Genomic DNA, 14,760 nt, shown 5'->3' with positions numbered 1-14,760 from the left:
CCCGAACTGCGCGCAGCGCTGTTCGGGCGGTGACGCCAACATGCCCCGGTGAGCGGCTGCGCCGCACATCGGGCTACGCCAAACGGGCGCCCCGGCGAATCGATCAGTCCGGAAAATCAAAGCCCTCATCGTCGCCGCTGACGCCGGTCTGTTCAAACCAGTCGGGGCCGAGTTCGCTCGTCAAGGGTCCGGTGCAGGGCAGGTCGGCGACCACTCGGCCACCGCGCTCCACCACCACGCCCTGCTTTTCCACGGTCTCGCCGTTCTCGCCCCATCGGCCGATACCGCTGTAGACCACATAGCGGTAGTCGCCGTTGCGGAAACGCAGCCAGCTGCCGCCACCGCCGGAAAAGGGGACGGTTTCGCCGCTGGCCGCGCGGCGGGCCGGCACCGGGCCCTCGGGCAGGGTCAATTCCAACGCTGCTCGCGCATCAGCCCTGCCGAACCGGTACTGCAGCCGGTCGGGCCCTGAGCCGCACACCGACACCCGCTTGCTGCCCACACGGCAATCAAAGACCACGGTTTCCTGCGGCGTGCAGAAGGAGTCGATTGCGCCCTCGGCCAGGCCCTCCTCGTCATCGGCCACCCTGGCCGACACTACCAGCGGCACCAGGTCCGACAGCTGGCATTCCGGATCGCCCTGGCACTCGGCCGATTGCACCGATTGCAACTCGTAGCGCAGCACCAGACGCGAGCCGATCAGTTCCTCGCCGCCCTCGCAGATTTCGAAGCTGGCCATTTCCTGGAATTCCGCGCCGTCATCGCCGCGTAGCGACAGGTAGCAGGCGATGTCCCCGGACTCCAGGGCCAGCAGTCGGCCGTAGGCGGGCTTGCTCTGACCATCGATCTCGACCCGATCCTGCGCCACCAGCGGCGCAGCCAGGCATGCCAGCAGCAGTGACAGCGGCGGCAGCAGCCGCAAGCGGATGTTCATCGGTTGAGGTCCAGAGGCAAGGAGGGGTTCAAGGCAGGTGAGCCAGCAGGTCGGCGAAGGCCTTTTGCTGACCTGCCACCGGCAAGGCGAATTCGAGCTTGAGCGTGGGGTCGCGGTAATCGCTGATACGGATGTGCAACTGCTCCGCGCCCTCGGCAGCCAGGGCCGCCACCAGTTGGCGTTCGCGACTGTCTGGTTCGAAGCTAGGCGCCGCCAGCCCGAAGGCAAAGTTGCTGCCGCTCGGGCTCCAGCCAGACGGGGAGGCATCCGCGGCAAACTCGGTCGACTTCTTGCCCGTCACCGAGATGTGCATCAGCAGGCGATCGGCGGACACGGCATCAGGCCCCTCGAAGTCGTCGAAGGAAAACGGCGCCAGGGCCGACTTCGAGGCCAGATACAGATCAAAGCCGATCACGCCGCTGAGCTCGGCCGTGTGCGTGGGATCGCTGTTGAAGTTCAGACCGATCTGGGTCGGCTTGCCCAGCAATTCGACCTGTCCGGACCAAACCAGAAAGCGGGTGCTGCCCTCCTGGGTGGCTTCCCAGGTACCCACGGCATTCGCCGCCGACACCACCGTGGACTGAAACAGCAAGGCGCAGGCGACCAGCGTCAGTCCCTTGAAGGTGTGCATACGCTCGTGGCTCCGACGTCCAGGGGGCGCGCACAGCGCACGCCCTCTGGGACCATCATCTGGCATCAGGGGGTCGGCGTGGAAGCCCGTTTTCCCCCTAGACTTTGCCAAATTCTGCGCCGGCAAGAGGAACAGCAGCCGTTTCTGGCCGGGCGACGTCAGTCGCTGCGCCGATGACCAGACCGATCACCAGCAGAGCACCACCGCCGCCCAGCACTACACCAGCGAGCACATCCGTGGGCCAGTGCTTCACCAGCAGTACCCGCAAGGCCACCAGCCCGGCAGCGATGATCAGACAGCAACGACGCTGCTCCGGGCGCGGCAACAGACCGGCAATGAACACGGCGCTGATCATCAGATCGGTGGTATGTCCCGAGGGAAAGGAGTGAAAATTGGGGCTGGCAACGAGCAGATCCGGGTGAAGCGCCCCGTTCAGGTCCTCCAGGCCCGGGCGAGCCCGCCCGATGGTCATCTTCAACAGTTGCACGACACCACCGGAGATGATCATCTGAGTGGCGAAATAGCTCCAGGCGTACGCGCGCATGGCGAGATCACCGAGGGCGTAGCCGCGAACCAGCACGGCCAGCATCGCCAGATACCCGATCCAAAGGGAGCCGTCAGAGAGCAGCTTCAGGCCCTGATTGGCGGCGTGGCTCCAGTAGTGGTCAAAGCACTGGATCGGCAGTTGATCGCCCCAGGCCAGTACCACCACCCACCAGGCGAGTACGGCCCAGATCCAGCCGCTCTGGATATCCGCAAGACGGCGACGCCAATCACCAGCAGCGAGCGAGGACGTCATAGGCCTTCCCCTCCAGTTCGAACTGCCTATGGAATTCGCAGCGCGCCAGAGCAGCTGGCGAATCCAGGATGAAACCCAGATCGCGGCGCTTGATCGCCAGCACAGCCCGGCGGTGATTGCGCCACCAGGCAGCCGCGTTGTCGCGATCGAGTTCGACCATCGGCCCGGTACCGGCGTAGTAATTGAGAATGCCGCGGGTGGTGTCGACGATGGCCAGGGTCGCGCCGGAGGAGGTCGCGTCTCGCAGAATCTCGCCCGCGTGACGAGCCGAGTATTGGCTGGCGGCCAGCGGCGCCAGACCCAACCAGAGCGCCAAACTCAGGCAGATGGCGCAGGCGATCTGGAGCTGGGACCAGCGGCGCAGCTCGGGCATGGCGACGCCGGCCAGCACCAGCAAGAACAGCAGCGGCGCCAGCAGCCAGCCAGCGATGGGGGCAGCCTGCAGGCGCAGCACTGCCCAGGACAGCCCAGCCAGAAGCAACAGGCCGATCAAGGCGGTGCCCAGGCGTGCCGGCAACGGTGTTCTGCCGAGCATCTGCCATTGCTGCCAGGCATGGCAGGCTGCCAGCGCGCTCGCCGGCAGCAGGGGTTGCAGGTAGATCACCAGTTTGCCTGAAGCCAGCGAAATCAGCAGCAAGGGCGACAGACAGAAGGTCAACACCAGGCGCCCGGATGGACCCGGCGCTTGCAGCCAGCGCCAGACACCTGTCGCCACCAGCGCGCTCCACGGAAACAGGATCAGCGGAAGCAAGGTCAGGTAGTACCAGACCGGTTGGGCATGACTCCAGGAGTGCACCGCGCGGCCGAGCAACTGCTCCTGCCAGATCTGTTGCAGGTAGTCGCCATGGCCGGCGCCCAGCACCAACCCGATCCAGCTCAACAACAGGATCGGCAGTGCGCAAATCCCCGGCCAGATGCGCAGGGCGCGCAATCCCTCCCAACCCTGATCCCACGATTGGGCCAGGATCGCCGGCACCAGCGTAAATGCCAGCGCAATCGGACCCTTGATGGCCACACCGGCACACACGCCCAGCCAGAATCCGATCCAGGCACGAGGCGCGCCCGCGCGCAGGTGCACCAGTGCCAGCAGAGTCCAACCCACGCTGGCGGCCAGCAGCATGTCCATGCGCACGATGCCGCCAACGATCAAGCTGAGTGCGAAGGTGGCGTAGACCAGCGCGGCTCGCAGGCCCCACTCGGTACCGATCACCAGGATCGCCAGCCGCCGAACCGCTTCCACGGCAAGCAAGCCGGAAACCAGAGTGAGCGCCCGAAAGGCCCATTCGCTGTGTCCCAGGATCTTTCCGAACAGCAGCACCAACCAGAAGTACAAGGGCGGCTTGTCCGGATAGACGTGGCCATTGAGATGCGGTACCAGGTATTGCCCGGTAGCCAGCATCTCTTGCACCACGGCACCGTATCGGGCCTCGTCCTGAACCCAAAGATCGCGCGGGATCGCGAATGGCAGCCCGAAGGACACCAGCAGTACGCAAGCCAGCAGCGCGTGCGGCACCCACTGGTTGGCGGCAACGGTCTTGGGCAGGGGAATCGCCGTCATGCCCGAATGATCGGAAGACAATGCGAAAATTTTTGGTGGGGAAGATGACACGATCCTTGCAATCAGGACTGCTTCGCGGCGGCGATCGGGTCGAAGTCATGGGCAGAGCGGCCTTCAGCAAGCAGCAACGCTATGCTCGGTGGCCTGCGCGCAAGCGCCCGGCCAAGGGCCCTGATGGTCATGGATATCAGCTGGATCACGATCGCCGCATGGATCGCGCTGTCGACGGCCGCAACCAGCGCCGCGCCCGTTCCCTCCGAACCCGACATCGCCCAGGCCCAGGAGGATCTGGCCGCCGGGCGCTATACCTCGCGGCAACTGGTGCAGCACTACCTGGAGCGCATCGCCAGACTCGATCACGACGGACCGGCCATCAACGCGGTGCTGGCCTTGCAGCCCGAAGCGCTGGCCCAGGCCGAGGCACTGGACCGGGAGCGCCAGCAGGACGAGGTGCGCGGGCCGCTGCATGGCTTGCCGATGCTGATCAAGGACAATATCGATACCGCGGACATGCCCACCACGGCGGGTGCCAGGGCCATGGCGGGTCATCGTCCGGCCCAGGATGCCTTCATCGTCGCCCGGCTGCGCGCGGCCGGGGCGCTGATCCTGGGCAAGACCAATCTCAGCGAATGGGCCAATTTCCGCTCGAACCGCTCGAGCTCAGGCTGGAGCGGACTCGGTGGCCAGACCCGCAACCCCTACGATCCCACCCGCAATCCCTGTGGCTCCAGTTCCGGCACCGGCGCGGCCATCGCCGCCGACTTCGCCGTCGTCGGTATCGGCACCGAAACCGACGGCTCGATCATGTGCCCCTCTGGCGTCAACGGGCTGGTCGGCATCAAGCCCACGGTGGGACTGGTCAGCCGCAGCGGCATCATCCCGATCTCGGCCAGCCAGGACACGGCCGGGCCGATGGCCCGCAGCGTTGCCGATGCCGCCGCCGTGCTCAGCGTGATCGCTGGCACCGATCCGGATGACCCGGCGACCGTGGATGCCGACCGCCATCGTGTCGACTACCGCGAAGTGCTGGATCAAGCCAGCCTGCAGGGCGTGCGTATCGGTGTGCTGCGCCAGGATTTCGGTTTTCACGATCAGGTCGATGCCCTGCTGGAACAGCGCCTGGAGGATCTGCGCCGGGCCGGCGCCGTGCTGATCGATCCGGTGGTGATCGAGGTGCCGGATACCTTGGGCGATGCCGAATTCGAGGTGCTGCAGTACGAGTTCAAGGACGGATTGAATCGCTACCTTCAGCAAGGCGGCGCCCCGGTGGCCAGTCTCTCGGCGCTGGTAAGACTCAACGAGGACAAGGCCGAGCAGGAGCTGGAATGGTTCGATCAGGAACTGCTGGAGCGTTCACTGTCCAAGGGTCCGCTGAGCGATCGCGCCTATCGAAAGGCCCGGGCGCTGTCCAGGCGGCTGGCCGGGGCACAGGGCATCGATGCCGCGATGAAGAAACACCAACTGGACGCCTTGATCGCGCCCACCAACGGCCCCGCGTGGAAGACCGACTGGGTCAACGGTGATCATTTCGGTGGCGGCAGCTCAACGCTGGCGGCGGTCGCCGGTTATCCGAGCATCACCGTGCCGGCGGGACTGGTGCACGGACTGCCGGTGGGTCTGTCTTTCATCGCCGGTGCCTGGCAGGAGCGTCGCCTGATCGAGATCGCCTACGCCTTCGAACAGGCGACGAAGGCACGACGACCGCCGCAGCTGCCCTGATACTGGTGCAGTCGCCGTCCAGGCCTTCGCCTCCGTGGGAGCGGCTTCAGCCGCGACGCTCCTTCCAAACATGGAAACGCGTCCAGACAAGTCTGGATCGATACCAGCAGCCGATCGCGGCTGAAGCCGCTCCCACAGGGGCCTGCCGGCATCCGTGACGACGCGATCGCCCTCAGCCCGCTGGCTTCGCCTTCGCCGCCTTGGCCGGCTTGCTTGCTTTTGGAGCCTTGGGCGCCTTGACCGGCTTTGGCGCCTTGGCCGGTTTGGTGGCTTCCAGCTGGTCCAGCGCGATCATCAGCGATTCGTCGGAGAGCATCACCAGTGCGCGCAGGCCGGCGCGCAGCAGCTCGTTCTTTTTGGCCGGTCTACCCAGTTCGCGGGCGCGATTCTTCAGCAATGCGATGCGGTCGAAATCGGCCTCAGGCATGGTGAAGCGGCCGCGCGCCAATTTGACGCTGATCTTCGGCGCCGCCGCTGCGTGCGGCGTCGACTCCCGATTCACCGCAGCCTTCTTCGGCTTTGGTGCCGCGGCCGGTCCGGACTTGCTGGCCTGGGTGATTCTGGCGGGGCGCACTGCGGCTGTTCGCCTGACCGGTTTGCTTGCCGTCGATTTCGGTGCGCCAGGCGCAGCGTTGGATTTGGCCTTGACCATGACTCGAGTCCGATTCCCTGAGAGTGCCTGTGATAGCACGGAGATCGGTTTGCGCGTCACCTTGGTCGGTGAAATTGGGCGCTTTTCACAGGGTTTCGACGAAATCGACGAGCTGTCGCTGTGCGTCACGGTTGAGTTGCAGATAGCGGTCGCGCACCACCCGGGCCTCGCCGTCGTGCAGGCGGATGGCCTGGTCCAGCGTGCCTGCGCGACCATCATGCAGATAGGGTGCGCTGACCCGTGCGCCCCACAGAGGAGGCGTCTTCATTTCCGTGGGTCCGGCATCACCCTGGGCAATGCCGTCGCCGAGCGCGCCCATATCGTGCAGCAGCAGATCCGAATACAAGGCCACCGGCTTGCGATCCAGCGCCCGGATCGGGCTCGGACCACTCATCAACACGGGGGTGTGGCAGAGCGCGCAGCCCACCTGCTCGAACACGAATTCACCCCGGCTGGCCGACCCCGACGACCGACCTGGCGGTGGTGGCGCCAGCAGACGCATGAAATCGGCGGCAAAATCGATATCGCCCTTGCCGCTGACCGGATCAACCTCGTCCTCGGGGTCGGCCACCAGATCGTACTGCGCCAACAGCGCCAGGTCGCCGTTGGGCGCGTTCTCGTGCGGAAACAGACGACTGGTCACGCCCATCTCGTTCAGATACGCATCGCCGGCAAAGTCGAGCAGGGTCGCCAGTTGCGCCTTCCAGCCAAAGTGGCCGATGCGGGCCTGGCCAGTCGCCACGTCCACGACCTCAGCAGGGCGACCGCGGACGCCGAAGGGCTTGATCCGACGCGCACCGTCGACGATGGCGCGGTCCGGAATCGCCTCGATCAGTCCCAGGCCAAACAGCGGCGTCGACTGCCGTTCAGCAATGACATTGGCCGACGGAGGCACGATCTCCTGCACGGCGGGATCAATCGCCATGGCCTGCAGCAGCGAACCGCCGAGGGATGCCAGTGGATCGAAACCGTTGGCACTGCTGAGGCCAAATCGGGTCACGAGCGCCGAGCTGCTGCCGCCGACCGCAGGAATGCCGTGACAGGACACGCAGGAGCTGTTGTTGAAGATCGGCCCGAGCCCGCCTTCGACGTCCTCGACATTGATGAACTCGGCCTTGCCTGCGGCAAATTCAGCGAACTCGGCGGCGCTGAGGCCCGGCAGCGCATCGCCGAATCGTGTGCCACCGCCACGGGCGTCGGCCTGCGCCGGATCACCGCGCGGGCGTTCGGCGGGGCGCTGTCCGGGGTTCTGCGCCCAGGCTGCGGCGCTCACAGCGAGTGCGCTGGCGCACAGACCGGCCACTATCCAGGATCGTCGATAACGCATCACGCACCTCGCCAGCGGTCGCCGGAACAGCCCGGCTAGCCCACCATCAAGGCCAATTGCGCAGCCGGTTTGCAGCAATTGTGGAGAAAACCCGCACTTTCCCCAGGCTGTGATCGAGCTCACGGTGGACACGCTCCGGCGTGCCAGGGCCTCGTTTCAGCGCATACGCAGGTCTCTGGCGCCCGCCGGCTGAAACTTCATTCGCATTCCTGGGCTCTTTGCCGCACTGCCGATGGGGCAGCTGCACAAAATGGAGACGAGCATGATGACGCGCGTGACAGTGGCGATGGTCCTGGCGACCAGTGGGGCCGCATGCTGGGCCGGCACCGCCGATGAAGATCAGGTTCGAAAAGCCATCGCCCGGTTGGCACCCGATGCCGTGATCGAGTCGGTGCAACCGGCGCCGATGCCGGGGATTTATCAGGCCGTGGTCGCCGGCAACGATGTCTACGTCAGCGCCGACGGCAAGTTTCTGATGAGCGGCGTGCTCTGGGATGTCGACGGTCGCAAGAATCTCACCGAAGTGGCGCGATCGGTACGCCGCCAGCAGGCATTGGCAAGCATTGGTCCCGAACAACGCATCGCCTTCCCGGCGGCAGAGCCCAAGCACACCATCACCGTGTTCACCGATCTGGACTGTGGCTATTGCCGCAAGCTGCACGAGCAGATGGCCGACTACAACGCGGTCGGCATCAGCGTGGAATACCTGCTGTTCCCGCGTGGCGGCCTGGATTCACCTTCCTACGACAACGCGGTGTCAGTGTGGTGCGCCGACGACCAGCAGAAGGCGCTGACCCTGGCCAAGCAGGGGCAGTTGCCGCCGCCGAAGATCTGCCCCAATCCCGTCCGCGAGGAATTCCAGCTGGGCCAACGCATTGGCGTGGGCAGCACGCCCACCATCGTCACCGAATCAGGTGCCATGCTGCTCGGATATGTGCCGCCCGAACAGCTGTTGGCGCAGCTGGAAGCCGCGCCGTAGCGATACGCTGGTCTAGCCCGACTCCCGTAGGAGCACCCTCGCGGCGCGACCGGTGACGCAATCACGTGGGTCCGTGATCGCGACGCAAGGTCGCTCCTACCGCAGGCGATACCCGTCTTCCGTAGGAGCGCCCTCGCGGCGCGACCAGTGACGCGATCACGTGGGTCCGTGGTCGCGACGCAAGGTCGCTCCTACCCACGGGCAGGCAACGCCCGTTGGGTGATTGATTGCATTCCTACAAGAACGAGTCCCATCGAGATCGCTTGAATCCCTATCTCAAGCCGCGATCCCTGTGGTCACGGGGCTTGTCGACATTTTCCTGGAATCCTCTCGAATATCAGCGAATCGGGACGCGCCACCATGGCGCTCAGACCCGCTCCTGGTTCCCAATACACCCGGCGAGTGGGGGCTCGCGCCGGTGCTTCTGACATGACCGTTGGGGGGAAGTGATGCGTTACTGCTTTGACGATTACACGCTGGATCCGGCGGCGATGATGTTGACCCGGCAGGGCTTGCCGACGGAAGTGCCGCGCCGGGTCTTCGAGTGCATCCGCTATCTGGTGGAGCACCGCGAGCGCGCCATAGGTCGCGATGAGTTGATCCTCAAGCTCTGGGGGCGTCCCAATGTCTCCGACAATCAATTGGCCCAGGTGGTCCTCGCCGCCAGGCGCTTGTTGGCAGACGACGGCGCAAGGCAGCGATTCATCCGCACAGTGCCTGGCATGGGATACCACTGGACGGGTCCGGTGGTGGAAATCGATTGCAGCGTCCCACAGCCCGGAGCCGTGTTCCAGAGCCCATTGCCGGAGCCTGAGCTGATGGCGCCGAGTCCGGCACCGGAACCGGCGGTCATCCCACCCAGCGCCGCCCTGGTGGAGTTGTCGACGACAGCAGCGGCGGCGGCCTCGACGCACGCTCAACCCGACCGAGCGGCTAGCCGGCGGCCCACGTCGGCTGGCTGGCCACGGCCGGTTTGGCTCATCGGCGGCGCCCTGATGCTCCTGATATTGGCTGCGCTCGCCCTGCACTTGCGTGACTACCCGCCTTACCAGGTGTCCAGATCCACGATGTCTGAATCCACGACACGGATTGCAGTGAACGATCCGCTGCAGGATCTCAAGGTCGCTTTCCGTCAGGCCCGGTACGAATACGTCCGCGAAGGCCTGGCACGCTTGCCGGCGTTGTGGGCCAGTGCACCTGAGGCGCACATTCTGGCCATCGAGCTGGCGATCGCTCGAGGACGCTTCCCGCGCGCAGAAGAACTACTGAATCAACAGCTGAAGCAGGCCGAGCTCGCCGCTGATCGGGTCTGGCAGGCCCAGCTGCTCGGCTTGCGCAGCACGCTGCGCTACCGCATGCGCAAGCCCGGTAGTGACATCCTGGCGCCAGCCCAGCAGGCGATGGATTTGCTGGACGCTGCCGACAGGGACGGTCGGAACGTTCCGGCCACGGTGCTGGCCCACGCCTTGCGCGTGCGCGGCAACGCGCTGGTACAAACCGATCAGTTGGATGCAGCGCTGGTGGACATCAGTCGCGCCCGAAATCTGTACCAGAGCATCGGTGATGACGCTCTTGCAGCCGACCTGCGGGTCAGCCTGGCTCGGGTGTGGATGCGCATGGGGCGGATGAGCGAAGCGCTGGAGCAGATCGACGAGATTGCCGGCCTGTATCACACCTTCCAGGATCCGATACGGGAGCTGTTCGCCCGCAACACCGCGACCAAGATTCAGATCGAACTGCTGCGATGGAATGATGCCCTGGCCAGCAGTGACCGGAGCATTCAGCTGTTGCAGGATGCCCCCGACAGCGAGCGCCGGGGCGCCACCCTGCAACTGCGGGCGCTGGTCATGACCGGCCTGGGCCGGTTGCGCGAAGCCGCCTCCCTGCTGGAAGAGGCCGACGCCCAAGGCGGCGAGCGCGGCAAGGTGATTCCGGCGATCTACCACCTTGCAGCCGGCGAGTACGATCAGGCGCTGGCCGCTGCCAACGAGGAATTTCACAACGATGTGCTGAACTGTCCGAGCAATCTGTTGCTGGAGAACCGCGACGGCGCCTTGCTGCTGTGGGTAACCGCCGCGCACAAGCTGGCGTCGGCCGGCCGACTGGCACCCGATCCAGCCGCCGATCAACTGGCGATTCTGGAGCAAGCTCAATTGCCTCTGGCCCACATCGCGCGTGGCCGCTGGTTGTGGATGCAGGGCAAGGCTGTTGATGCCGAATCCGAGCTGCGCGCAGGGTTCCGGCAAGCGCGCCAAGCCAATCAGCTCTATCGCATGCAGCTGGCTGCCGAGTCCCTGCTGGACTTGTTGATTGAGCGCGGTGATTTGGCGGCAGCGACCAGGGTGCTGGACGAATTGAAGGCTCATGACCCGGTCCGCATCGAACAGAGTTTCGAGGCCCGGTCGATGGCCCTGCGACTGGCCATGGCCCGGGGAGATGCTGACGACATCTCCAGCGTCCAGCAGAAGGCGGCCGCGCTGGCGGGCGAAAGAAGCCTGCCGACGCCGGTCTGGATCGCGTCCACGCGGGATGTCGAAGACGCTGAGGTCAGTCCGATCACGATCTTGAGCCGCAATGACGACTGAATCCAGCCGGCGGCGGCCTCCGTGCTGAGCCGCCGAATTGGCCCTTGCCGGGGTGCAGGGTAACGCCGGCTGTCCAGGCGTCGCAGGTTCCCGGTCAGCCGCCGCCCTCGGCCGCTGCGGCGCACTGGTCGAGGGCGACGCTGAGCCCTTGCACGGTTCGCCCCTGCGCATCCTCGATCCACAGATTCAGGCGTGCCCGAGCGCGGTCCAGGTCGGCCGGCAAATTCACGCTGATTCGTCGCGACAAAGGCCCGGCCTGGGCAAAGGCGCGGACGACGTGATCGTGGCGCAATCGCTGGCCGCGGTTTTCGCCGGCGCGCACTTCGGTGTACAAAGCGTCCTCGGTAATCGCCAGATGGGCCTTGGCGTCGGCTGGAAAGCCGGCGCCCGGCAGCAGGTCCACGGCCAGGCCGGCGTCCATGCGAATCCGCGCCGACAGGCTTGGCCCGGCCACCGCCACCGGTTCCGGCAGCCCCTGGCGCCAGCCGCGGAACTCACGACCTTCCACGGCGATCTCCGGCGTGTAGACGGTGCGACTGCGCGCCCGTGCGGCAATCTCGCGCTGGCGCTGCGCATGGCGGCCGTCGGCGAAGCGATCGGGCCAGCCCAGATCGTCCCAGTAGTCGACATGGAAGGCCAGCAGCAGGCGTTCGTCGACGGTCGGCATTCCAGATAGCCAGCGATCCGCGGCGGGGCATGAACTGCAGCCCTCGCTGGTGTAGAGCTCGACCCGCTGCGGCGGTGCGCCCTTGGCGCTGAGCTCGCAGCTCAAGGGTTCGGCCGCCAGATCTGCAGCGGTCAGTGTGGACAGAACGGCCAGAGCAAGAATGCGCATGCGATCGACTCCCGAGTTGCAGAAGCAGACCGTGTTCGGGGCACACGGCTTTCGGAGGCGGTCCCGGTCGCGGCGGGGCGATGCGCGCTGTCTTTCAGCCACGATCGGTTCCACGGATGCTCGGCAACAGCGACAATTCCGCCGACACAGGCAGGAGTTGACGATGGCTGCTCGTACCGTGGAACTGCGCACCACTCTGGCCTACGCCCAGGGCGCCTACAGCGTTGCGGTCAAGCTGGGCAGCCAGCAACGCATTGCCAACCTGCTGCTGGATACCGGCAGCAGCACGCTGGTGGTCCTGCCCCATGCCTATGATCCCCATGCCGATGAAGCACGCGGATTGACCAGCCTGGCGCAAACCATCCGCTACGGCCAGGGCAGCTGGGCCGGGCCGGTGCTGCACTCGCAGATCACGCTGGGCGATGGCCAGCACGAGCGCGTGATCGGCGCCACGCCGCTGGCGCTGGTGGAATCAGCGGCACAGAATTTTCGCGACGCTGACGGCCTGTTCGGACTGGCCTACCGCGGGCTGGACGGTGCCTACGATTTCGACGCCTACCTCACCCAGACCGGGGTGACGCCGGCGAGCACCTGGCCCTGGCCCTTCGATGACGATCTGACGGCCTTTCGTACGCTGGCGCGACAGCAGCCCCGGGTCGAAGTGACCCCTTGCTTCACGGCCCTGGAGCAGGAAGGCGTGCTGCCCAATGTGTTCGCGATGGTCATTCGACGGGCGTTGGTACATGTGCTGCACGAGCGATCGAGTGCGACACAGCTGCTGGGTGATTCGCTGAACAGCGGCTTGTTGGTGCTGGGCGGCGGCGAGCAATGCCAATCCCTCTATCAAGGCCCGGTGCAGAGCATTCGCATCGTCCATGATCTCTATTACAACGCCCATCTGATCGCCATCCAGGTGGGATCCGGCCCGCGCATCGAGGCCCCACCCCTGGCGGAAAAGGACCTCAGCCGCGCCGGCAGCAATGCCATTTTCGACACTGGCTGCAGCTTTGTCGTCCTGCAGCAGACGCTCTACAGCGAAGTACTGAAGGCCTTCCACGCTCACGATCCCAATTTGTCCGTGCTGATCGAACGCTTTCAGCAGGCCTTCCAGAGCGAAGAGGGCTTGCCCAACAGTCAGATCAAGCACCGCGACTGGCCGGAGTTGCACTTCTTTCTGGAGTCATCGAGCGGTGGCGAGGTGCACCTGCGCTGCGATCCGGAAGACTATTGGCCGCACAACGCGCTCAAAGCCGGGCAATCCATCTTTCTGCTGATGTCGCAGCTGCCGAACTGGCCCGATCAAAGCCTGCTCGGACTGCCCTTGCTGGCCGGCCGTTACTGCATCTTCGACCGTCGCATCGTTGGCTTGGGCGCCCTGAAGGTCGCCAAGGCGCGGGAGTGAAGCAGCCGACAGAGCGACGACGTACGAGGCTGTCACGTGCCGAGCTTGCTCGGCAGGGCCTGCGGCTCTTCGGCCGGGATGGAAGAGCACAAGCCCAGCCAAAGCAGCGGAGCAAGCTCCGCTCTACGATAGGCAATGCCGTACGAGGCTGTCACGTGCCGAGCTTGCTCGGCAGGGTCTGCGGCTCTTCGGCCGGGATGGAAGAGCACAAGCCCAGCCAAAGCAGCGGAGCAAGCTCCGCTCTACGAAAGGCAAGGCCGTACGAGGCTGTCACGTGCCGAGCTTGCTCGGCAGGGCCTGCGGCAAGCTCAGGCCCACTCGGTCAAGCCCTCGCTCTCATACAAGCGCTTGAAACTGGGTCGGGCCTTCATGCGCGCCGCCAGCGCGGTCAGCGCCGGCCAATCAGTGGCGGGTTTGGGCATGTTGCGGGACCAGCGCATCAACATCGTGGCGTAGAAGTCCAGCGCCGTGAGTTGCTCCCCGCAGAAATACGGACCGTGCTCACGCAGATGCGCGTCCAGGCGCTCGAAGACCTGCTCGATGCGCGCCTGCGCCGAGGCTTTGGCCAGATCGGCATGGCTCTCGCCGGCCGCCTCGCCGGGATAGAACCAGGTCCGAAAAGCGGGTTGCAGGGTGTTGGCCAGATACAGGGTCCATTGCAGATAGGTCGCGCGCTGCGCACTGCCCGGTGCCGGCGCCAGATTGGCCTCGGGATGACGCTCGGCCAGCAGCAGCACCAGGGCAGCGCATTCGGCCACCGGCGCGCCATCGACGATCAGCGTCGGTACCACGCCATTCGGATTGAGCTTGAGATAGTCCGCCGAACGCTGTTCCCCGGCTTGCAGATCGACCTTCTTCAAGGCGTGTTCGGCGCCGACTTCGAGCAACAACCAATGCACCACCAGACTGGCGGCACCTGGGGCGTAGTAGAGGGTGTACATGGGCTTGGCTCCAGAATTCGGCATGAGGACCAGCGCAGAATAACGCCGGTTGTCGGTTGTCGGTTGTCGGTTGTCGGTTGTCGGGGCACGGGGCACGGGGCACGGGGCACGGGGCACGGGGCACGGGGCACGGGAAAGGCGATGGGCTTTGTGGGTCCAGACTCGTCTGGACCTACAACAGACCGAAATCGGCGTCATTGAGAGCCATCAGTTCCTTCGCTCAAATGCCCACAAGCCATGAACCTCCACCGTCATCTCCGCGAAGGCGGGGATCCAGTCCGCTTTATCTGGATTCCCGCCCCACGCCTTCGCGGGGGCAGGCTTTTCGCGGGAATGACGCGTTCATGGAGAGCGCAGCGAAGCAATCCAGATGCACACGCGCAAGCGACTGGATTGCT

The 14,760-nt window shown here is 65.4% G+C and carries 12 protein-coding genes; 4 read left to right on the top strand and 8 right to left on the bottom strand.

Translation table 11 applies throughout. From position 1 onward, the window contains the following. Positions 1 to 103: 103 nt before the first annotated feature. The 4 genes from H7A19_15470 to H7A19_15455 all read right to left on the bottom strand — a co-directional run bounded on the left by H7A19_15470 (position 104) and on the right by H7A19_15455 (position 3,922). Positions 104 to 934, bottom strand: a complete 831-nt coding sequence (locus H7A19_15470) for a hypothetical protein (GenBank protein ID MCP5476230.1) — start codon at positions 932 to 934, stop codon at positions 104 to 106. A 28-nt stretch (positions 935 to 962) separates the two neighbouring features. Further along, positions 963 to 1,565, bottom strand: coding sequence for a hypothetical protein (locus H7A19_15465; GenBank protein MCP5476229.1), 603 nt, complete (start codon positions 1,563 to 1,565; stop codon positions 963 to 965). 97 nt (positions 1,566 to 1,662) lie between these two features. Next, positions 1,663 to 2,364, bottom strand: coding sequence for a phosphatase PAP2 family protein (locus tag H7A19_15460; GenBank protein MCP5476228.1), 702 nt, complete (start codon positions 2,362 to 2,364; stop codon positions 1,663 to 1,665). Beyond that, positions 2,339 to 3,922 carry a glycosyltransferase family 39 protein gene (locus H7A19_15455; GenBank protein MCP5476227.1) on the bottom strand — a complete coding sequence of 528 codons (1,584 nt, stop codon included), beginning with the start codon at positions 3,920 to 3,922 and terminating at the stop codon, positions 2,339 to 2,341. The genes H7A19_15460 and H7A19_15455 overlap by 26 nt, the downstream gene beginning before the upstream one ends. A gap of 180 nt (positions 3,923 to 4,102) precedes the next feature. Between H7A19_15455 and H7A19_15450 the strand changes: the two genes are divergently transcribed. Next, complete coding sequence (locus tag H7A19_15450; GenBank protein ID MCP5476226.1) at positions 4,103 to 5,641, top strand: amidase; 1,539 nt, start codon at positions 4,103 to 4,105, stop codon at positions 5,639 to 5,641. Positions 5,642 to 5,813: 172 nt separating this feature from the next. Here the strand turns inward: H7A19_15450 and H7A19_15445 are convergent, their stop codons facing one another. Both H7A19_15445 and H7A19_15440 read right to left on the bottom strand, forming a co-directional pair. After that, positions 5,814 to 6,089 (bottom strand): hypothetical protein, encoded by a 276-nt coding sequence (locus tag H7A19_15445; protein MCP5476225.1) that lies wholly within the window; start codon positions 6,087 to 6,089, stop codon positions 5,814 to 5,816. Positions 6,090 to 6,378: 289 nt separating this feature from the next. Beyond that, positions 6,379 to 7,620 carry a hypothetical protein gene (locus H7A19_15440; protein ID MCP5476224.1) on the bottom strand — a complete coding sequence of 414 codons (1,242 nt, stop codon included), beginning with the start codon at positions 7,618 to 7,620 and terminating at the stop codon, positions 6,379 to 6,381. 262 nt (positions 7,621 to 7,882) lie between these two features. Here H7A19_15440 and H7A19_15435 point away from each other — a divergent pair, with 262 nt between their 5' ends. Both H7A19_15435 and H7A19_15430 read left to right on the top strand, forming a co-directional pair. Continuing rightward, positions 7,883 to 8,599, top strand: coding sequence for a DsbC family protein (locus tag H7A19_15435; protein ID MCP5476223.1), 717 nt, complete (start codon positions 7,883 to 7,885; stop codon positions 8,597 to 8,599). A gap of 449 nt (positions 8,600 to 9,048) precedes the next feature. After that, complete coding sequence (locus H7A19_15430; GenBank protein ID MCP5476222.1) at positions 9,049 to 11,184, top strand: winged helix-turn-helix domain-containing protein; 2,136 nt, start codon at positions 9,049 to 9,051, stop codon at positions 11,182 to 11,184. Between the two features lie 94 nt (positions 11,185 to 11,278). Here H7A19_15430 and H7A19_15425 read toward each other — a convergent pair whose 3' ends face one another. Then, positions 11,279 to 12,019, bottom strand: a complete 741-nt coding sequence (locus H7A19_15425) for a DUF1223 domain-containing protein (GenBank protein ID MCP5476221.1) — start codon at positions 12,017 to 12,019, stop codon at positions 11,279 to 11,281. Between the two features lie 163 nt (positions 12,020 to 12,182). Between H7A19_15425 and H7A19_15420 the strand changes: the two genes are divergently transcribed. Next, positions 12,183 to 13,421, top strand: a complete 1,239-nt coding sequence (locus H7A19_15420) for an A1 family peptidase (protein MCP5476220.1) — start codon at positions 12,183 to 12,185, stop codon at positions 13,419 to 13,421. A gap of 308 nt (positions 13,422 to 13,729) precedes the next feature. Here H7A19_15420 and H7A19_15415 read toward each other — a convergent pair whose 3' ends face one another. Then, on the bottom strand, positions 13,730 to 14,362 hold the full coding sequence (locus H7A19_15415) for a glutathione S-transferase family protein (GenBank protein ID MCP5476219.1): 633 nt from the start codon (positions 14,360 to 14,362) through the stop codon (positions 13,730 to 13,732). Positions 14,363 to 14,760 lie beyond the last annotated feature (398 nt).

The sequence above is a fragment of the Rhodanobacteraceae bacterium genome, assembly GCA_024234055.1.
Taxonomy (GTDB): domain Bacteria; phylum Pseudomonadota; class Gammaproteobacteria; order Xanthomonadales; family SZUA-5; genus JADKFD01.
The sequence above is the reverse complement of the archived record's forward strand: the minus strand, read 5'-3'. Positions and strand labels throughout refer to the sequence as shown.